At 60.2% G+C, this 18688-nt stretch carries 17 protein-coding genes; 10 read left to right on the forward strand and 7 right to left on the reverse strand.

What is annotated here, in order from left to right; genetic code table 11:
• Nucleotides 1-82: 82 nt before the first annotated feature.
• Nucleotides 83-496 carry a DoxX family protein gene (locus PQQ95_RS18905; RefSeq protein WP_408439134.1) on the reverse strand — a complete coding sequence of 138 codons (414 nt, stop codon included), beginning with the start codon at nucleotides 494-496 and terminating at the stop codon, nucleotides 83-85.
• Nucleotides 497-593: 97 nt separating this feature from the next.
• Nucleotides 594-1319, reverse strand: a complete 726-nt coding sequence (locus tag PQQ95_RS18910) for a pirin family protein (protein WP_408439137.1) — start codon at nucleotides 1317-1319, stop codon at nucleotides 594-596.
• 136 nt (nucleotides 1320-1455) lie between these two features.
• On the opposite strand from PQQ95_RS18910, the gene PQQ95_RS18915 reads away from it, so the two are divergent.
• Nucleotides 1456-2337 carry a LysR family transcriptional regulator gene (locus PQQ95_RS18915; RefSeq protein WP_408439140.1) on the forward strand — a complete coding sequence of 294 codons (882 nt, stop codon included), beginning with the start codon at nucleotides 1456-1458 and terminating at the stop codon, nucleotides 2335-2337.
• Between the two features lie 22 nt (nucleotides 2338-2359).
• On the opposite strand, the gene PQQ95_RS18920 is transcribed toward PQQ95_RS18915, so the two are convergent.
• The 4 genes from PQQ95_RS18920 to PQQ95_RS18935 form a co-directional block, all read right to left on the reverse strand.
• Nucleotides 2360-2842: a lysozyme inhibitor LprI family protein gene (locus tag PQQ95_RS18920; RefSeq protein ID WP_408439142.1), complete on the reverse strand. Its 483-nt coding sequence runs from the start codon at nucleotides 2840-2842 to the stop codon at nucleotides 2360-2362.
• Nucleotides 2829-3422 carry a lysozyme gene (locus PQQ95_RS18925; RefSeq protein WP_408439145.1) on the reverse strand — a complete coding sequence of 198 codons (594 nt, stop codon included), beginning with the start codon at nucleotides 3420-3422 and terminating at the stop codon, nucleotides 2829-2831. The genes PQQ95_RS18920 and PQQ95_RS18925 overlap by 14 nt, the downstream gene beginning before the upstream one ends.
• Nucleotides 3419-4000, reverse strand: a complete 582-nt coding sequence (locus tag PQQ95_RS18930; RefSeq protein ID WP_408439147.1) for a PAAR domain-containing protein — start codon at nucleotides 3998-4000, stop codon at nucleotides 3419-3421. Before PQQ95_RS18930 ends, PQQ95_RS18925 begins: the two co-directional genes overlap by 4 nt.
• A 298-nt stretch (nucleotides 4001-4298) precedes the next feature.
• Entirely contained in the window at nucleotides 4299-5315 is a 1017-nt protein-coding gene (locus tag PQQ95_RS18935) for a 1-aminocyclopropane-1-carboxylate deaminase (protein ID WP_408439149.1), read from the reverse strand.
• A gap of 160 nt (nucleotides 5316-5475) precedes the next feature.
• Here PQQ95_RS18935 and PQQ95_RS18940 point away from each other — a divergent pair, with 160 nt between their 5' ends.
• From PQQ95_RS18940 to PQQ95_RS18980, 9 genes are all read left to right on the forward strand, one after another.
• Nucleotides 5476-6021, forward strand: a complete 546-nt coding sequence (locus PQQ95_RS18940) for an Lrp/AsnC family transcriptional regulator (protein ID WP_408439151.1) — start codon at nucleotides 5476-5478, stop codon at nucleotides 6019-6021.
• Between the two features lie 135 nt (nucleotides 6022-6156).
• Nucleotides 6157-6669: a peptide-methionine (R)-S-oxide reductase MsrB gene (gene msrB / locus PQQ95_RS18945; protein ID WP_408439154.1), complete on the forward strand. Its 513-nt coding sequence runs from the start codon at nucleotides 6157-6159 to the stop codon at nucleotides 6667-6669.
• A 19-nt stretch (nucleotides 6670-6688) separates the two neighbouring features.
• Nucleotides 6689-7432 carry a peptide-methionine (S)-S-oxide reductase MsrA gene (gene msrA / locus PQQ95_RS18950; protein ID WP_408439157.1) on the forward strand — a complete coding sequence of 248 codons (744 nt, stop codon included), beginning with the start codon at nucleotides 6689-6691 and terminating at the stop codon, nucleotides 7430-7432.
• A gap of 422 nt (nucleotides 7433-7854) precedes the next feature.
• Complete coding sequence (locus tag PQQ95_RS18955) at nucleotides 7855-8751, forward strand: MipA/OmpV family protein (RefSeq protein ID WP_408439160.1); 897 nt, start codon at nucleotides 7855-7857, stop codon at nucleotides 8749-8751.
• Nucleotides 8752-8951: 200 nt separating this feature from the next.
• A complete protein-coding gene (katE, locus tag PQQ95_RS18960) occupies nucleotides 8952-11063 on the forward strand; it encodes a catalase HPII (RefSeq protein ID WP_408439162.1) in 2112 nt (703 codons plus the stop codon).
• Nucleotides 11064-11205: 142 nt separating this feature from the next.
• Nucleotides 11206-14754: a response regulator gene (locus PQQ95_RS18965; RefSeq protein ID WP_408439164.1), complete on the forward strand. Its 3549-nt coding sequence runs from the start codon at nucleotides 11206-11208 to the stop codon at nucleotides 14752-14754.
• 17 nt (nucleotides 14755-14771) lie between these two features.
• Nucleotides 14772-15617, forward strand: coding sequence for a CheR family methyltransferase (locus PQQ95_RS18970; RefSeq protein WP_408439166.1), 846 nt, complete (start codon nucleotides 14772-14774; stop codon nucleotides 15615-15617).
• Between the two features lie 12 nt (nucleotides 15618-15629).
• The gene (locus tag PQQ95_RS18975; protein WP_408439169.1) at nucleotides 15630-16256 is read left to right on the forward strand and encodes a chemotaxis protein CheB; all 627 of its coding nucleotides are present in this window, start codon (nucleotides 15630-15632) and stop codon (nucleotides 16254-16256) included.
• Between the two features lie 9 nt (nucleotides 16257-16265).
• A complete protein-coding gene (locus tag PQQ95_RS18980; RefSeq protein WP_408439171.1) occupies nucleotides 16266-17393 on the forward strand; it encodes a hybrid sensor histidine kinase/response regulator in 1128 nt (375 codons plus the stop codon).
• Between the two features lie 60 nt (nucleotides 17394-17453).
• On the opposite strand, the gene PQQ95_RS18985 is transcribed toward PQQ95_RS18980, so the two are convergent.
• Entirely contained in the window at nucleotides 17454-18686 is a 1233-nt protein-coding gene (locus PQQ95_RS18985) for an MFS transporter (RefSeq protein ID WP_408439174.1), read from the reverse strand.
• Between the last annotated feature and the right edge of the window lie 2 nt (nucleotides 18687-18688).

Genomic DNA, 18688 nt, shown 5'->3' on the forward strand with positions numbered 1-18688 from the left:
TGCTCAAAAAAAAAAAACACCCCCCCCGCCAAAAGGCGGGGCCGCTTCTTTATCGGACTTACCGAATACCTGCCGTGCAGCCTTAACGCCGGTCGAATGAATACTTGCCGGGCCCGGTCACGCACAACAACAGCAGCCCACCCATAATGCTGACGTTCTTGTAGAAGTTGATCATGTTTTCATACTGCATCGCACCCGTCATGTTCCAGTAGTGGTGGCCGATGATCGCCGTGCCCAGCGTATAGAGCGCCAGCAGCAACGCCAGCGGTCGCGTGTAGAAACCCACTACCAGCGCAATGCCCACAACAAATTCCATCACCACGGCGATGATCGCCGACAACTCAGGAACCGGCGCCCCGGTCGACGTCATATAAGCGACGGTGCCGGAAAAGCCGGTCAGCTTCGACCAGCCAAACATCACGAACAGCACCATCAACAGGATGCGGGCGACGAGAATGACCGCGTCTTTCTGGTTTTCAAATAGCGTATAGCGCATGATTTTTCTCAAAAGGTAAGGAAGGGTGCGGCTCGCCGCAAACGGTTGCAGCGAGCCACGCTTAAGCCGGCCAGATCTATCGACAGGATTGAACCGCTTAAGCCCACAACTCCGACACTTCAATGTTACGCAGATCGAACACCAGCACCTCCGCGTCGTGACCTTGCGTGAAGGTCAGGGCTTCTTCGCCGCGGACCCGCGCGCCGTCGCCTTCGCCAAGCTCGACGCCGTTCACCGTGACGCTGCCGCGCGCCACATGAATGTAAGCATAGCGATTACTGGCGAGTTCGAGGCGTGCAGTTTCGTCGCCGTCGAAAAGACCGGCATACACCCGCGCATCCTGTTGCACCACCAGCGAATCGTCCGCGCCGTCCGGCGATATCACGAGGCGCAATACACCGCGCTTCTGGTCAGCCCCAAAGTGACGTTGCTGATAACGCGGCGTGGTGCCTTTCTGTGCCGGTGCAATCCAGATTTGCATGAAGTGCACGGGCTCGCTCTTCGAATGGTTGTATTCGCTATGCGCGACGCCGGTTCCGGCGCTCATCAACTGGATGTCGCCAGGCACGATCACCGAGCCGGTGCCCATCGTGTCCTTATGTTCCAGCGCGCCTTCCAGCACGTACGAAAAAATCTCCATGTCGCGGTGCGGGTGCTTGCCGAAACCTTGTGCCGGTGCGACGCGGTCATCGTTGATCACGAGCAGGTCGGAAAAGCCGTTCTGCTTCGGATCGTGATAGTGCGCGAAGGAAAACGTATGACGCGAGCTAAGCCAGCCGTGCTCCGCGCGGCCGCGTTGATTGGCGTGTCTGATATCGAGCATCGTATTTCTCCTTGTTTCGGGTTGTGCGATCCGGCCAGATGTTTGGCCGCGATCCATGAATGACAGTGTAGGTCAATCAGGATGGTTATAATCGAGTGTAAATAGGAAACACTGTATCCATGGAGTGGACAATACGATGCAGCTCGATGATATGCGGATCTTCGTCGCCACGGTCGATGCCCATAACTTCACCGCGGCGGCCAAGCGGCTAGCGCTGTCGAAGCAGTTCGTCAGCCGGCGCGTCATGGCGCTGGAAGAGGCGCTCGGCGTGCAACTGCTGATCCGCAATACGCGCAAGCTGGCCGTGACCGAACTGGGTCAGGAGTTTTATGAACGCGCCCGGCGCATTCTCGGTGAGGTGGAAGACGCTGAGCAGGCGATGTCGCTGCGCCGCGCCGGGCCGCGTGGACTCTTGCGGGTTAGCGCGCCGATGTCGTTCGGGATGATGCATCTGTCGCCGTTGGTGGCGAGCTTTCTACGTGAGCACGGTGATGTGCGCTTCGATATGGAGCTGAGCGATCGCATCGTCGACGTAGTGGGTGAGGGCTTCGATATGGCGATCCGGATCGGCACGTTGCCGGATTCCACGCTGATCGCGCAGAAGCTCGTCGACGTGAGGATGGTGGCGTGTTGCAGTCCTGGGTATGTGCGGCGGCGCGGGTCGCCGGTTGTGCCTGCCGATCTTGCGCGGCATTCTTGCCTGTTGTACGGGCATGGTGGGGCGGTGAGTTGGGATTTTGTTGTTGATGGGGTTTTGAAGGGGGTTGAGGTGCATGGGCCGTTACGGGCCAATAATGGCGAGCTGATTCGCGATGCGGCTGTGGCGGGGTTGGGGATTGTTCGGCTTCCTGATTTTATTGTTGCTGATGCGGTGGGGAGTGGTTTGCTGGTGACTGTGCTTGACGAATTTCTGCCTGCGGCGGCTTCAGTTTATGCGGTTTATCCGCAGCATCGGCAGAGCTCCGTCACGATTCGGGTTTTTGTTGAGTTTTTGCGGGGGCGGTTGGGGAAGGTTTGATTTTTTCATGCGACTCGGCAAACTATTCATCGGCATTAGACTTCGCCATCTCGTCAAGTCGATTTTTCGTGATTCGCGTCATGCAGTTCCAGAATTCAATAAAGCGCAGCGATGCGGGGCCAGCTTCATACACTTCCGCATAACAAAAATTATCCCGGTACAGTTCCCAATGGATTTGCGCATTTTTAAAATAAGGCAATGCCAGGGGTTCATCTTCATCAAGGAGATTTTTATCGTTTTTTTCTATTTCTCGCTCGACCATCAACACCTTTCTATTCAAGGCGTCGACTGTGATCTCAAATTCAAAGTGCGCGCACGCCGCTAGATCCATTCCTCCCAGCGTATTGCTTTTGCAATGCGACACAATCTGCTCATGAGTCTTGCCGGCGAAATAGACCGTTGACGGCAACGCCTTCTTGTAGTCGAACGTCGCCCCATAGATTGTTTCGGCGAACGTCGAATGAGCAATCGTGGAAAGCAAAAAGAAAATACTAATGGCTCGCATCGTAATTTCCCGTTTCAAAAAGTTGGGCTTCTGTACGGCGACGTCCCGGGACACGGTGCGCGACGAATGTCCGTATTACGTCCCGCATCCTATCGTATTCACCTTGATTCAGATAACTCGCCAGGTATTGTGAACGGGTTCCGGGCCAAGGGTCACTGTCCCTTTTGCCTGTTCCAGCGTTGAACAAGACAGATACGAGTGCATCGTATTCATATTGATAAAGCGGAACCCTGACGTCGCGATTTATGGCCGCTTCGACAGGTCGCAAATTGACGTCAAAGAAATTTCTGGCACGCTCAACGGAGATTATGTCGCCAAGGGCGAGATGATCTTCTGGAACAACCCTATGCCCAAGTCCGACCGTCGGTATGCCAAATCCGTCGTCATATACTTTAACGATAAAACCATCCACAACCGGCTTGCCTTGAAATGTTCCATTTAGCATTCCGCTTTCCAGAACGGCGATAAATGTGGCGCCGCGGGTCGTAAGATGCCACGGCTTGCCGATGCGATCACAGCGTACGGTTACGCACGAGTTTGGATCGGTATTGGTGACTACAATTGCAAGTGGTTGAGTCATTGGGCATCCCGCAAATGCCCAAGGTGGATAGAGATGCTCTTCGCGCGGTCTGTCCGATAGCGGCTTGTTCGCCCTTGCGAATCGGTGACTCCATGCCGCAACGCGCCAGACGGCAGACGAATCGAGTAGTAGGTTTCTGGTAGTGGCTGGCCGCGCGTATCCCTCAGCACGAACTGTTCGTCAAAGATCGTGACGGATAAGTCGTTTGCCATGGCAGGCGTCGCAACCGGCGCTCTATCGCTCGCGGTAACGACCGTTATCTTGAATTTGCGTCCATAGATCGCGATGATCCGGGGGTGGACTACGCATTTGCACGCGACCTCATCCCCGTCCACGGCCTGCCGCCTACCTCCATTCGCCACATCGAGCATCCGCCGTTGAGTCGGTACGGGTGCGCCACCGATAATGACGCCCATGGTGTTGCACGCTGCGCACCAAGCCGGATCACCGATAAACGCTATCCTGCGACGTCTACCGTCTTCGCCTTCGATCGTTCCGACCTTATGATTCGTGTGAACCCGGCTGTTGTCGCCGCTCGTAAGCGGGTCATCTTCGACTGCTGCGTAGTAAGTTGTCATTTTCTACACTGCTGTTCGATGGTCCGGAGAAACCGAGATATGGCTTATCTTGCGTGTCTGATACCTCTTTTCCGGGTGTCGGTTGTGTGTCATGCGTCCGCCTCCTTCGCGTCGAAAAAATATTTTGCAAGGAGCCTCTCTTATCGAACTGCGAAGCGATATAGGAAAAGTACGAAAAGCACTCGGCGGGCGGCCGTGGCCCGGTTTCATCTTCACCTGTCCACGCGTTCAATACGTGCCACGTGAGTGCACGCGTGTGATAGCACCATCGGCCGCCGTACCTCGATGAGGTCAGGGCTTACCCATTCCGGAAAATGAAGCTATAGCCGTTCAACGCTGGCACACCACCCAAGTGCGCGTACAGCACCCGTGAGCCATCCGGGAATTCGCGGTTTCTCACCATGTCGATCATGCCGTGCATCGATTTGCCTTCGTACACAGGGTCGGTCAGGACGCCTTCGAGTCGCGCGCACAAACGGATCGCCTCCAGGGTGCCTTCGTTCGGCAAGCCGTATTCGGGACCGCCATAGCGTTCGTCCAGTACCACGTCCTTGCTGGTGATGTCGCGATCCAGGCCGACTTTTTCCGCAGTCTGCTTCGCGATTCGCGTGATCTGTTCGCGCGTCTGCGCCGGTTTCGCGGATGCATCAATGCCGATTACGCGCTCGGCGCGGCCGTCGGCGGCGAAACCCACCACCATGCCGGCCTGGGTGCTGCCCGTCACGGAACACACGACGATGTAGTCGAATCGGAAGCCTAGCTCGGCTTCCTGCTGACGTACTTCTTCGGCAAAGCCGACGAAACCGAGGCCGCCCAGCGGATGGTCGGAGCAGCCCGCAGGGATCGCGTAGGGTTTGCCGCCCGCGGCACGCACGCTCTCCAATGCGTCCTCCCAACTCTTGCGAAAGCCAATGTCGAAACCGTCGGCCACCAACCGGACGTCCGCGCCGAGAATGCGCGACATCTGGATATTGCCGACGCGGTCGTACACCGCATCCGAATAGTTGACCCAGTTCTCCTGCACCAGCACGCACTTCATTCCCAGATGCGCGGCGATCGCCGCCACCTGGCGCGTCTGGTTCGACTGGATTCCGCCAATCGACACCAGCGTGTCACAACCCTGCGCCAACGCCTCGGGGATCAGATACTCCAGCTTGCGCGTCTTGTTGCCGCCGAAGGCAAAGCCGCTGTTGCAGTCCTCGCGCTTCGCGTAGAGATGCACCTTGCCGCCCAGGTGGTCGCTCAAACGTTTCAGCGGCTGGATCGGCGTGGGCCCGAAAGTCAGCGGGTAGCGTGGGAATCGTTGCAGGTTCATGGCAGCTCCGAAGTTGTAGGTTGGACGCGAACAGCAAGCCGTTGCGTTAAACAGATGGTAGGGAAAAGCGCAGGAAATGAGCTTGCAAAGAAATTCAATTCGACATACTTTTAGAGCTAGACAGCAGGAATTGACTTAATAAAACATCGAATGGAAAACAATGAGCGCAACAAAAGTTCGTGGCACGGCTAGCACGGCGGCTGCAGCGGCCGCCGCCACATCCGCATCCGAGCAAGCCGATCCGCTTCACGCGCTCGACCGCATCGACAGGGCGATCCTGCGTCAGCTGCAAACCGATGCGTCGATCTCGAACGTCGCGCTCGCGGCCAAAGTCAAACTGAGCGCGCCGGCGTGTCTGCGGCGCGTCGAGCGGCTGAAGGAATCGGGGCTGATTCGCGGCGTCGTCGCGTTGATTAACCCGAAGGCGGCCGGGGCGGGCATGCTGGTGATCATCGGCGTGGTGCTGGATCGGTCCACGCCGGAGTCGTTTGCCGAGTTCGAGAAAGCGGCGCAGAAAGTGGCGGGGTGCATGGAATGCCACGTCGTGACCGGCGAGTTCGACTATTTCATGACGATCCGCACACGCGATAGCGACAGCTTCAATCGTCTGCACGCGGAGCAGTTGCTCTATCTGCCGGGCGTCCGGCAAATCCGCTCGTTCATGGTGCTCAAGGAAATCCTGTCGACCACGAAATTTCCGCTGTAGACGCCGCGGGCACGCAAAAAGACGCGCATGCTGTCATATATCTCCTTGCTGGACGACTAAGTGTCGGGACCACTCGCGGGCGGCACATTCGGCGCCTGAACGGGTGAACGGTACGGACTTTCCGGGGCGATCATCATGACTATCAGCAGACGGACATTCTTCAGGTTAATCGGCGCGGCGTCGCTCGCCGGGGGCACCGTGGCATGGCGCTCGGCAAACGCGGCGGATACGGGCGCGGCGGCCGCCTACGAGGTCGCGCACAGCGACGCCGAATGGCACAAGTTGCTCACCGACGCGCAGTACCGCGTGCTGCGCGAAGCGGGCACGGAACGGCCCTTCAGCAGCCCGCTGAACGACGAGCATCGCGCCGGCACCTTCGCGTGCGCCGGCTGCGCGCTGCCCTTGTTTTCATCGAAGACGAAGTTCGACAGCGGCACCGGCTGGCCGAGTTTCTGGCAGCCGCTGGATCACGCGGTTATCACGCATACGGACAAGTCGTTCGGCATGACGCGCGACGAAGTCCTGTGCCGGCGCTGCGACAGCCACTTGGGCCACGTGTTCGACGACGGCCCCAAACCGACCGGCCTGCGCTATTGCATGAACGGCCTTGCATTAACTTTCGCGGCCGCCGCGCGCGGCACGAGTTGATCGAATCAGGACGGACATCATGAACATCGGGAAACGTATCAACGGTAAACCGGCCCGCTCGCGCGGGGCGGCCATCGCGCTTTCGGTCGGACTCGGCGCGCTGGCGCTGCTGCTGGCGCAGCGCATGGCATTTTCGTCGGAAGCGGGGGTTGTCATTGCGCCGCCTGCACTCGACGAGCCGATTTCCGCCGCGACCGCGCACGAGGAAACCGCCGTGTTCGCGGGCGGCTGTTTCTGGGGCGTGCAGGGCGTGTTCCAGCATGTGCGGGGCATCACGAAGGCGGTATCGGGCTATTCGGGCGGCCAGCGCGACACCGCGCAATACGAGACCGTCAGTGGCGGCGACACTGGCCACGCCGAATCCGTGCAGGTCACGTTCGACCCCACCAAGGTCACCTATGGGCAGTTGTTGCAGGTTTACTTTTCGGTGATTCAGGACCCGACCGAGTTGAACCGCCAGGGGCCGGACAGCGGGACGCAATATCGTTCAGCGGTGTTCCCGCTGAATGACACACAGCGGCGCATCGCGCAAGGCTATATCGCGCAACTCGACAAGGCCCACGCCTTCCCGGCGCCGATCGTCACGAAAACGGAGCCGTTCAAGGGCTTCTATCCCGCCGAGTCCTATCATCAGAATTACCTGACGTTGCATTCGAACTCCGCGTATATCGTCATCAACGACATGCCGAAAGTCGCCAACCTGAAGCGTCTGTTTCCGAACCTCTATCGCGACAAGGCTGTGCTGGTCGAAGCAGCGCAGTAAAACGGCGAATGCCGCGCCCGGCGCGGCTATCTTTCCTTGCTGGCGCCGTGCCATGCGGCGCCAGCCACGCTTTTTTTGTGGCTGTATTCTCCCTGTCATCATCGCCACGGCACGCTTGTCAGCGGCCGTCGGTCTGTCTTTCCGTTTCTCCGCCCAGCGCCGGCTTTCCAGTGACCAGGCCCGCATTTTGCACAGCAGCGTACGTCGGCGAAACGTTCTCTCGTCACTGTTCATACAATTGCCCTATTGACGGGGCGGTATCAGGGCCGAACAGTGCGTTTTGCCGGGCAATGCGTGTCGTCTGCTGAAAAAATTACATGCCGCGCGTAGCGATGCGGCGGTTGCCGGACGTTGGGCAAGCCGTTGCGGACCTCGGGCGAGAACATAAACCTCTTCGCGATATGCGAGAACGGAGGCTTCTGGTGTTGATCAGCCGTAGAAAGCGGATCGATAAAATCCGCAATAAACAAACAGGCTTTGCGGCAACATCCTTGATCGCCGTGACGCTCGGCGGTATCGGCATTTTGCCGGGTTCGGCCTTGGCGCAAACCCCTTCGCCGCTGGGCGAATGGCAGTACTCCGTGGGCATTCCGCTGCAAAAACTGATGCAGCCGAATATTCCGGACTGGCAGGTGCGATTCGGCGCGGCGACATCGTTCCAGCCGCGTTATGAAGGCTCCGACCGGTATCACGTGATGGCGGGCCCAAGCATCGACGTGCGTTACAAGGACCTGTTCTTCTTTTCGAGCGGCGAAGGCCTCGGCGTCAACTTCGCGCAGGGGCAGAACTGGCGCGCGAGTCTCGCGGCCGTCTACGACCTCGGGCGCCGCGGTCATGACGATCCGGAGGAGTTGAACGGCCTCGGTAACATCAATCCGGCGCCGGGCGTCAAACTTTCCGGCGAATATGTTGTGTCGAAGGATTTCCCCCTCGTACTGCGCGCTGACATCCGCCGCTATTTCGGCGGTTCGAACGGCTGGATCGGCGATCTGGGCGCCTATCTGCCGATGCCGGGCAGCACCAAAAAGTTCTTCTGGTTCGCCGGGCCGAATGTGTCGCTCGCTGACTCCACCTATATGAATAGCTGGTACGGTGTGAATCAGAATCAGGCTGCGCATTCGCAATACTCGCAGTATCACGCGAGCGCGGGTTTCAAATCGGTGGGTTTCGGCATTAGCGCAGTATGGCTGTTCGACAAACACTGGTTTGCCACGGCCGATGGCGCATTCGAACAACTGGTCGGCAGCGCGGGCAATAGTCCGATTACGCACAGCAGGGCCACCGGTGTGGCCGATATCTCCATCAACTATCGCTTTTGATGCAGCAGTGCGGTATTTGAAGGTGATGAGAGGTAAGGAGGGCGGTGCGCGATGGTGGCACATCGCGTCCTTCTTATCAGCTTGATCCACCGGAAACGTCATACGCAATCAAACGCTTGCGGGTACATGGTTTGCTGCCTTCCTCGGGTGCGTTAAACGGGACATTCCCCGGCGCGCCAGAATGCAAAGGAGCAGATTCCATGGCAGGCAAAACGAATACGCAGAAGCCCGCAGCGAAGTCCGGACACGCCAACGATCCGAAATCGAAAGATCTCGAACAGTTTCGCGTCAGCCCCGACGGCCAGGCGCTGCGAACCAATCAGGGCGTGAAGATCGCCGACAATCAGAACACCTTGCGCGCCGGTCCGCGCGGCCCCTCGCTGCTTGAAGATTTCATCATGCGCGAGAAGATCACGCATTTCGACCATGAACGTATCCCCGAGCGAATCGTCCATGCGCGAGGCTCGGCGGCACATGGCGTGTTCCAGGTGTACGAATCGATGAGCGAGTACACCAAGGCTGCATTCCTGCAGAACCCGAACGAGCAGACGCCCGTCTATGTCCGTTTTTCGACGGTGCAAGGCCCCCGCGGTTCGGCCGATACGGTGCGTGACGTGCGAGGCTTCGCAGTGAAGTTTTATACCCAGGAAGGGAATTACGATCTGGTTGGCAACAACATGCCGGTCTTCTTCATTCAGGACGCCATCAAGTTTCCGGACTTCGTGCACGCGGTAAAACCGGAAGCGCCGAATGAAATGCCGACCGGCGGTTCCGCGCACGATACCTTCTGGGATTTCGTTTCGCTCGTGCCGGAGTCCGCGCATATGGTGCTGTGGACCATGTCGGACCGCGCGATTCCGCGCAGCGTTCGCACCATGGAAGGCTTCGGCATTCACACGTTCCGCTTCGTCAATGCGCAGGGCAAGGCGCGTTTCGTTAAATTTCACTGGCGCCCGGTGCTGGGCTCGTATTCCCTACTATGGGACGAAGCGCAGAAGCTCGCCGGCAAGGATCCGGATTTCCATCGGCGTGACTTGTGGGAATCGATTGAAAGAGGCGACTTCCCCGAGTTCGAACTCGGCGTGCAGATCGTCGAGGAACAGGATGAGCACAAGTTCGATTTCGATCTGCTCGATCCGACCAAGCTGATTCCAGAAGAACTCGTGCCGGTGAAGATCATCGGCAAAATGACGCTCAATCGAAATCCGGACAATTTTTTTGCGGAGACCGAGCAGGTTGCGTTTCATCCGGGCCACATCGTGCCGGGGCTGGACTTCTCCAACGATCCGCTGTTGCAAGGGCGTTTGTTCTCATACACCGACACGCAGATCAGCCGTCTCGGCGGACCGAATTTCCACGAGATTCCGATCAACCGGCCGGTATGTCCGTTCCATAACAATCAGCGCGATGCGATGCACCGCCAGACGATCAACGTCGGGCAGGCTTCGTATGAGCCGAATTCGGTGAGTGGCGGCTGGCCGAAGGAGACCGCTCCGGCTTCGTCGGAGGGTGGCTTCGAAAGCTATCAGGAACAGGTGGACGGGAGCAAGATTCGCGTGCGTAGCGAGTCGTTCGCCGATCATTTCTCGCAGGCCGCGATGTTCTACAACAGCATGTCCGAGCCTGAGAAAGATCATATCGCCGCGGCTTACCAGTTCGAACTCGGCAAGGTCACCAAGCCGGAAATCCGCGCGCGCGTGGTTAACGAGATTCTGGCCAATTTCGATGCAGGGCTCGCAGCGAAGGTTGCCGAAGGTCTCGGTTTGCCGGCGCCGAAGAAGGGCACGGCGAAGCTCATGGGGCCCAAAGAGTCGCCGGCACTGAGTCTGCTCAATCGCGTGAAACCGGGCATCAAGACCTGCAAGATCGCGTTGCTGGCCGCGCCGGGTTCCGATGGCGCCGCGATCAAAAAGCTGCAACAGGCGCTGCAAGGCGAAGGCGCGGCGCCGATGTTGATCGCACCGACGCTTGCCGCGATCGACGGCATGGCGCCGGACGCAACGATTGCCGGCTTGCCGTCGATCATGTTCGACGCGGTGATCGTGGTGGGCGGCGAAGCGGGCGCAAAACTGCTGGCGCAATCGGGCGACGCACGGCATTTCGTGCTCGAAGCGTTCAAGCACCTGAAGGCGATTGCGGCGATCGGCGCGGGGCGTGACGTGCTGGCCGCGGCTCACTTGCCGGCCAATGCCGACGGTGTGGCAACCGGCGACGACAAACAGGCTGCCGAGGTGCTGAAGACCTTCATCAAGGCGGCCGAACAGCATCGCGTATGGTCGCGTGCCGCGCAGGCGGAAACGGTGCCGGCGTAGTGGTAATAAGTGCGCGGGCCGCGAGGCCCGCTGCACCCCCATCCTGTATGATTCCTTTATCGCATGGCGATATAAAAAACCTCTGCGGACATCCGAAAAAAATTCCGAATCAGATCGATTTATCAAGCCGATGACAGAAAAAATGACCGTATCTCAGGCTGTCGATCAGAACCGCTTTCGCCGCATCATCCGCCGCAACATCGCGCTGCCTTTAGGCCTCGGCCTGATCACCATGGCCGTGTTTGTCGCGTTGATCGCGTATCTGATTTCGACCATGAACTGGGCGGAGCACTCCGAGCGCGTTATCGGCGAGGCGAATGAGATGCTGCGTCTTGCCGTCGACCGCGAATCGTCGATGCGCGGCTTTCTGATCACGGGCGACGAAAGCTTCCTCACGCCGTATGAAACCGGCGGCCCGAAGTTCAAGACTCAGATCGAAGCGCTGCAGGAGCTGGTCTCCGACAATCCGCCGCAAGTCGAGAAACTCAAGCAGATCGAAGCGATCCAGCAACGCTGGAGCAACGTCGCCGAAAGCATGATCGACGCGCGCCGCAGGCACCTGGATTTCGAAGGCGCGGTGGCGAGCGGTCGCGGCAAGATCGAGTTCGACGAAACGCGCCGCGAATTCGGCGATTTTCTCGCTGTCGAATTGCGCTTGCGCCAGGAACGCTCCGAAGCGACGCGCCGCGTCACGACCACGTTGGTCGGCGTGTTTCTGCTCTTCAGCCTGAGCGTGAGCGGCCTGCTCGCATGGGTGGGGCGCCGCGAACTGATGGGTCTGTCGTCCACCTACGGCGGCGTATTGCGAGAGCAGGCCAAACAGACCGAGGCGTTGCAGGAGCAGGTGTGGTTGCGCTCCGGCCAGCGCCTGCTAGCTGAAAAGGTTGTCGGTCAGGCGACTCCGGAACTGGTCGGTCGGGCGATGCTCGACTTCCTCGCGCAATACCTCGACGCCGCGGTCGCCGCGCTCTACGTGCGCGACAAACGGCACGGCGCGCTGCGCCGCATCGCCACCTACGGTTTCAGCCGCGAAAGCGAACAGGCTACCGCGCGCAATATCGCCGAGGCGGAAACGCTGGTCGGGCAAGCGGCCGCGTCTCGGCGCACGATAGTCCTGCGCGACGTGCCGGACAATTACGTGCAAGTGGTTTCGGCCACCGGAAAAAGCGCGCCGAAGAACTTGCTGATCATGCCGATCGAAAACGACGGGCAGGTCAACGGTGTCGTCGAACTGGGTTTTATCCGCCAGCTGACGGAGCGCGATCAGGCGTTTATGGATCTGATCAGCAACAGCATGGGCGATTTCGTCGAAGCGGCGTTGTATCGCGAACGTCTACAGGACGCGCTTGCCGAAACGCAACAGTTGAATGAAGAACTTCAGGTTCAGCAGGAAGAATTGCGCGTGTCCAACGAGGGCCTGGAAGAACGCGGCCGCGCGTTGATGGAGTCGCAAGCGCGCCTCGAAGCCCAGCAGGCCGAACTCGAGCAAACCAATGTACAGCTCGAAGAATATGCACAGCGTCTCGAGCGGCAGAAGTCGGACCTGTTGCGCGCGCAGGACGATCTTGCCGCCAACGCCGCGCGCCTCGAGCAGTCGAGCCGCTACAAGTCCGAGTTTCTCGCGAACATGTCGCACGAATTGCGTACCCCGCTGAACAGTTCGCTGATTCTCGCGAAGCTGTTGCAGCAGAACCGCACCGGCAATCTGAGTGAGGAGCAGGTGCGCTACGCCGAGACGATCCACGCGTCGAATAGCGATTTGCTGGTGCTGATCAACGATATTCTCGATTTGTCGAAGGTCGAGGCCGGGCAGGTGACGGTTGAACTCGAAACGGTATCGGTCGACGCGACTCTGCAGTCGTTGAGGGAAATGTTCGAACCGTTGGCCGCGGCCAGGCATTTGAGCCTCGCCTTCGACCGCTTGCCGGGCATGCCCGACACGTTCATCACCGACGGCCAGCGGGTCACGCAGATCCTGCGCAATCTGCTTTCGAACGCCGTGAAGTTTACCGAGCAGGGCGAAGTGGCACTGTCGGTCGCGCTGGCCGAAGGCGATATGCTGCGTTTCGACGTGCGCGATTCCGGCATCGGCATTCCTGCGGACAAGCTGGACATGATCTTTGAAGCATTCCAGCAAGCCGATGGTTCTACTAGCCGCCAATATGGCGGCAGCGGTTTGGGCCTTTCCATTTCACGCGAGTTTTCCCATCTGCTCGGCGGCCGGATTACGGTATCGAGCGAAGTGGGCAAGGGCAGCGTGTTCACGCTCTGGTTGCCTCTCGATGCCGAGGCGGCATTGGCGGACCGTCAGAATGGACAAACGCCGGCGCCTGCGTTCGTGCCTCCGACTCCCACGCCGCTGACCGCAGTGGCCCCGGCCCCGCTCCAGGACCGGCCACCTTTAAGCAGTACCCAGCCAGCCGTCCTGGCGACCGCCAACGGCCTGTCTGAATACAACGCAGCCGACGCCACCAGTGGTTCGATCGCCGACGACCGGGACCACCGCACACGCACCGGCCGACTGATCGTCGCCGTGGAAGACGATCTCGCCTTCGCGGAAATCCTGCGCGACCTGACGCACGAACTCGATTTCGATTTCGTTCATGCCAGCAACGCCGCCACCGGCCTCGCGCTGGTGCGCGACATGCGCCCGGCCGCGGTGCTGCTCGACGTCGGACTGCCGGACCGTTCAGGCCTGACCGTGCTGGAGTGGTTGAAGAACGATCCGCTCACGCGCCACATTCCGATCCATATCGTGTCGGCCACCGACCACGCCGACAAGGCGCTGCACCTCGGCGCCATCGGCTATACGCTCAAGCCGACTGCGCGCAGCACGATGGAAGCCGCGATCCGCCGTCTCGAAGCGCGCCTGCAGCAGCGTCTCAAACGCGTACTGGTAGTCGAGGACGACGGGCCCATGCGCGAAAGTATCCGCGCGCTGCTGCAGAGCGACAACACCGAGATCGTTGCGGTCGCAACCCTGGCGGACGCACTCGAGTATCTATCGAAGTTCACGTTCGATTGCGTGGTAACCGACCTCGCGCTACCCGACGGCACCGGCTACGATCTGCTCGAACAGCTTGCCGCGAACCCCACGCACGCCGCGCTGCCGGTGATCGTGTACACGGGCCGCATGCTGTCGGACGAAGAAGAGCATCATCTGCGCCGCTATTCGAAATCGATCATCATCAAGGGGGCGAAATCGCCTGAGCGCCTGCTCGATGAAGTCACGCTGTTCCTGCACAGCGTGGAGTCGTCGCTGGCGCCCGAGCAGCAGCGCATGCTGCGCACCGTGCGGCAGCGCGACAATGCCTTCGAAGGCCGCACCATCCTGCTGGCCGAAGACGATGTCCGCAATATTTTTGCGCTCTCGCATGTACTGGAACCGCTCGGTGCGAAACTGCAGATTGCGCGCAATGGACGCGAAGCGCTCGACGCGCTGGAAAACGGCCCTGAGGTGCATCTGATCCTGATGGATATCATGATGCCGGAGATGGACGGTTTGACGGCAATGGGTGAGATTCGCCGCAATCCGCGTTTTGCGCAGTTGCCCATCATTGCGCTGACGGCCAAGGCCATGGCGAACGATCGCATCCGCTGCCTCGAAGCGGGTGCCGACGATTACGTGTCCAAGCCGATCGACGTGGACAAGCTGGTTTCGCTATGCCGCGTATGGCTGCGGCAGCGGTAGTCTGGAAACGGAACACGATGAGCCAGTCCGGGTTTGACACGCCGCAACGCATCAGCGATTTCGACATCGAGTTGAAACTGCTGCTGGAGGCGATTTACCTCAAATATCAGCACGATTTCCGGCACTATGCGATGTCGTCGCTGCGCCGCCGCCTGGCGCAGGCGCTCGAAGAGTTCGGCTTGAGGACGCTATCGCAGTTGCAGGACCGCATCATGCGCAACGGCGACGAGTTTTCGCGGCTTTTCCAGTACCTGACGGTGCAGGTCAGCGACATGTTCCGCGATCCGTCGTATTTTCTCGCGCTGCGTGAACACGTGTTGCCGCGTCTGCGCACCTATCCGTCGATCAAGGTGTGGGTGGCGGGATGCAGCACAGGCGAGGAATTGTGGTCGCTGAAAATCCTCTTCGACGAAGAAGGGTTGACCGAACGCACGCTGTTTTACGCGACCGACATCAACCCTGACGCGCTGGCGCGCGCCGAGTCCGGCATCTACGCGCTCGACCGGATTCAGGGTTTCACGCAGAATTATCTGGCGTCCGGCGGCAAGCGTTCGCTATCGGATTACTATCATGCGGCGTATGGCGGCGCGCGTTTCGCCGGTTCGCTGAAGGACCGCGTCGTTTTCGCCGATCATAGTCTGTCTACCGACGAAGTCTTTCTCGAGGCGCACCTGGTATCGTGCCGCAACGTACTGATCTATTTCGATCGCGGCTTGCAGGATCGCGCGCTGGGTTTGTTTGAAAACGCGTTGGTGCGCCGCGGTTTTCTCGGTTTGGGCAGCAAGGAAAGTTTGCGTTTTTCCCGTCACTACGAAGCGTTCGTCGAGTTCCGTCCGAGCGAACGCATTTATCAGAAGCGCTAGCGCACGGTCATCATGTCCCGCTCAATCGCCACACCAGCCATCGAGTCCCAGCCAGGTGCCGCCGCAGCACGCGGTTTCGAACTCGTGGCGATCGGCGCCTCGGCCGGCGGCATCGAAGTGCTGAGCGTGTTGCTGAGGGCATTGCCTGCGAGCTTCGCGCCGGCGGTGATGATCGTCACGCATTTACCGCCGGATTCACCGAGCTACCTGGTGCAAGTTTTCACGCACCGTTGCGCGTTGCCTGTGCTCGAACCCGACGCCGGCGAGCGGATCATGCCAGGCCGCGTCCATGTCGCGCCGCCCGGCTATCACATGCTGGTGGAAGTAGACCGCACCGTTGCGCTTTCCACCGACGCCGCCGTGCGTTTTTCGCGGCCGTCGATCGATGTGCTGTTCGAGTCCGCTGCCCTGGTATATGGCGAGCATGTACTGGCGATTCTGCTTTCCGGCGCCAACGACGACGGCGTGCAAGGCTTGAGGCGTGTGCGGGCGTTAGGCGGCACCGCGTGGGTGCAGGCGCCCGACAGCGCCAGTTCTCCAGAAATGCCGCGCGCCGCGATTGAGCGCGGCGTGGCCGATCACATTTATTCTCCCGAAACTATGGCTCGGCGGCTTGCAGCATTGCCGGCCTCTCTTTGACCCGATGCCATGACGAACTCACCTGTGAACATCCTGATCGTCGACGACATCGTCCACAATGTCACCGCGCTCGAAGCCTTGCTGACGCGGCCGGAACTCGCCGTGCTGGTGGCGGACTCGGGCACGGCGGCGCTCGATCTGCTGCTCAAGCACGAAGTGGCATTGGCGATTCTCGACGTCAACATGCCGGGCATGAACGGCTTCGAACTGGCTGCGCTGATGCGCGGCAGCCCGCGCACGTCGCATGTGCCGATCATCTTTCTGACCGCTACGGCGCAGGATGCATCGCGCACGTTTCGCGGTTACGAGGCCGGCGCGGTCGATTTCCTTTACAAGCCGTTCGACCCGCGGATTCTGCAGTCGAAAGTCGATGTGTTTGTTCAGCTCGAGCAGCAGAAGCGCCAGCTTGCGGCGCAACTCGTGACGACGCGGCAGATGCTCGAAGCCAACGAGATGCTGATGGCGGTGTTGAGTCACGATCTGCGCACGCCGCTTGGCGCGGTGCTGGCCTCGGCGGAATATCTGATGCGCACGGCGGCGGACGAGCAATCGATCACGGTCGCCACGCGGGTGAAGAACAGTTCGCTGCGCATGGCGAGAATGGTCGATCAACTGCTCAATCTGGCTCGTTTGCAGGGCGGCCGCTTGCCGTTGCAGCCGCGCTCGATCGAATTGGCGACCTTGTGCAGATCGGTGATCGACGAGTTCGCCTCGCGGGAGAACGGCAAGCGGATCGTGTTTTCCAGCCGGGGGAATACCACGGGGGCATGGGATACGGATCTGGTGTGGCAGGCGGTGTCGAATCTGGTGAGCAATGCGTTGCATCATGGCGAGCAGGGCAGCGATATCAGTGTCGACGTGGACGGCGAGTCCGTCGAGTCGGTGCGCCTGACAGTCGCCAATCGCGGGACGATTCCGCCCGAAGTGTTTCCGCATCTATTCAAGGCTTTCGGGCCCAACAACAGTGGCGCGCGGTCGCGGGAAGGCTTGGGGCTTGGCTTGCACATCGTGCAGGAGATTGCCCGGATGCATGGCGGCAACGTCAGTGTCTGCTCCGACGAAACGGCAGGGACCGTCTTTACGATTGAATTGCCGCGCATGGTGACGCTGGTGCGCGGCTCTTTCAACGGGCGATAGCGAGTCTTTTGTGTGGTCGTAGTGCATACAACCAGATAATCGCCTGGTCGGTGCGATCGATCATGCGCCACGCTCGCGCGCACTGTCGCGCAGATGCAGCCCCGCTGCCGCGGCGAAAAAGCCCAGTGCAGCGACACAGACACCCGGCCAGCCCCAATGAGCGAGCGCCGGCCCGGCAAGTGTGGCGCCGACTGCGCTGCCGATGAAAAAAAGCCCTGTATAGAGACCGTTCACTCGGCCACGCGATTCGGGCGCGAGCAGATTGATCGCGCGCCGGCCCAGCGCCTGATCGGCAATCACGCCACCGTCGATAAAGAATGCGGCTACGGCCAGCATGGCAATCGATGTGACACGCGACACCCCCGAGGTCAACGCCCATGCCGCCATCAGAGTAGCCGCGATGGCGACCGCATGAGCGAGCATGCTGGCAGGCTTCGACCAGCCCCTGTCGCCCGCACGGCCCGCCAACGGTGCGATAAACACGCTGCCGCCGCCGGCTAACGCAAAGAGCGCGACGGCGTTGCTGTTCAGACCGAGCGGCGCGCGCGCCAGGACAATGGCGATGCTGCTCCAGAACGCGTTGAAGCCGGCCATCAGCAGGCCTTGATACAAGGCCCGGCGGCGCAGCACCGGTTCGTGCGCGAGCAATTTCGCCATCGACGCCAATAAGGCGGCATAGGGCGGTGCGCCGACAGGGCGGCTATCCGGCAAACGCGGCACGACGGCGAGCGTGACAATGGCGAGCAACAGGGCATCGGCGGCGTAAAACGCGCGCCAGCCGAGCGCACCGCCGATCACGCTGGCGAGCGGCCGCGATAGCAGAATGCCGAGCATCAAACCGCTCATCACATTGCCGACGACTTTGCCGCGCGACGCCGGTGGCGCGAGCGACGCCGCGGCGGGCACCAGCATCTGCACGACACTCGACGTCACGCCGACGGCGAACGAAGCCGCCAGAAACACCGGTGCGAACGGCGCGATGGCGGCCAGCGCGAGGCATGCGATCTGCGCGGCCAACGTCACCGCAATCAGTGGCCGGTTGGGCAGGCGGTCGATCAACGGTACGAGTCCGACAAGGCCGACCGCGTAGCCAAACAGCGTCAATGCCGTGACGAGCGTGGTCCATGCACCGAGATGCAACGAGACATTGAGCGGGCCGAGCAGCGTTTGTGACGCGAACAGAGGCAGCACGGCAACCGCGACCATCGCGGCGAACCGGATGGTCGGCACATCCTGTATGGGCGGCGTAAGCGTTTGGGCTGCTGTCTGGCATTGAACCGAGGGGAAGTCCATTG

It is taken from the genome of Paraburkholderia caffeinilytica, from assembly GCF_046030355.1.
Taxonomy (GTDB): domain Bacteria; phylum Pseudomonadota; class Gammaproteobacteria; order Burkholderiales; family Burkholderiaceae; genus Paraburkholderia; species Paraburkholderia caffeinilytica_B.

Bases quoted from the DNA above. Each gene is read 5' to 3' on its own strand.
- PQQ95_RS18905 (WP_408439134.1), bottom strand. From the start codon at position 496: ATGCGCTATACGCTATTTGAAAACCAGAAAGACGCGGTCATTCTCGTC.
- PQQ95_RS18910 (WP_408439137.1), bottom strand. From the start codon at position 1,319: ATGCTCGATATCAGACACGCCAATCAACGCGGCCGCGCGGAGCACGGC.
- PQQ95_RS18915 (WP_408439140.1), top strand. From the start codon at position 1,456: ATGCAGCTCGATGATATGCGGATCTTCGTCGCCACGGTCGATGCCCAT.
- PQQ95_RS18920 (WP_408439142.1), bottom strand. From the start codon at position 2,842: ATGCGAGCCATTAGTATTTTCTTTTTGCTTTCCACGATTGCTCATTCG.
- PQQ95_RS18925 (WP_408439145.1), bottom strand. From the start codon at position 3,422: ATGACTCAACCACTTGCAATTGTAGTCACCAATACCGATCCAAACTCG.
- PQQ95_RS18930 (WP_408439147.1), bottom strand. From the start codon at position 4,000: ATGACAACTTACTACGCAGCAGTCGAAGATGACCCGCTTACGAGCGGC.
- PQQ95_RS18935 (WP_408439149.1), bottom strand. From the start codon at position 5,315: ATGAACCTGCAACGATTCCCACGCTACCCGCTGACTTTCGGGCCCACG.
- PQQ95_RS18940 (WP_408439151.1), top strand. From the start codon at position 5,476: ATGAGCGCAACAAAAGTTCGTGGCACGGCTAGCACGGCGGCTGCAGCG.
- msrB (WP_408439154.1), top strand. From the start codon at position 6,157: ATGACTATCAGCAGACGGACATTCTTCAGGTTAATCGGCGCGGCGTCG.
- msrA (WP_408439157.1), top strand. From the start codon at position 6,689: ATGAACATCGGGAAACGTATCAACGGTAAACCGGCCCGCTCGCGCGGG.
- katE (WP_408439162.1), top strand. From the start codon at position 8,952: ATGGCAGGCAAAACGAATACGCAGAAGCCCGCAGCGAAGTCCGGACAC.
- PQQ95_RS18965 (WP_408439164.1), top strand. From the start codon at position 11,206: ATGACCGTATCTCAGGCTGTCGATCAGAACCGCTTTCGCCGCATCATC.
- PQQ95_RS18970 (WP_408439166.1), top strand. From the start codon at position 14,772: ATGAGCCAGTCCGGGTTTGACACGCCGCAACGCATCAGCGATTTCGAC.
- PQQ95_RS18975 (WP_408439169.1), top strand. From the start codon at position 15,630: ATGTCCCGCTCAATCGCCACACCAGCCATCGAGTCCCAGCCAGGTGCC.
- PQQ95_RS18980 (WP_408439171.1), top strand. From the start codon at position 16,266: ATGACGAACTCACCTGTGAACATCCTGATCGTCGACGACATCGTCCAC.
- PQQ95_RS18985 (WP_408439174.1), bottom strand. From the start codon at position 18,686: ATGGACTTCCCCTCGGTTCAATGCCAGACAGCAGCCCAAACGCTTACG.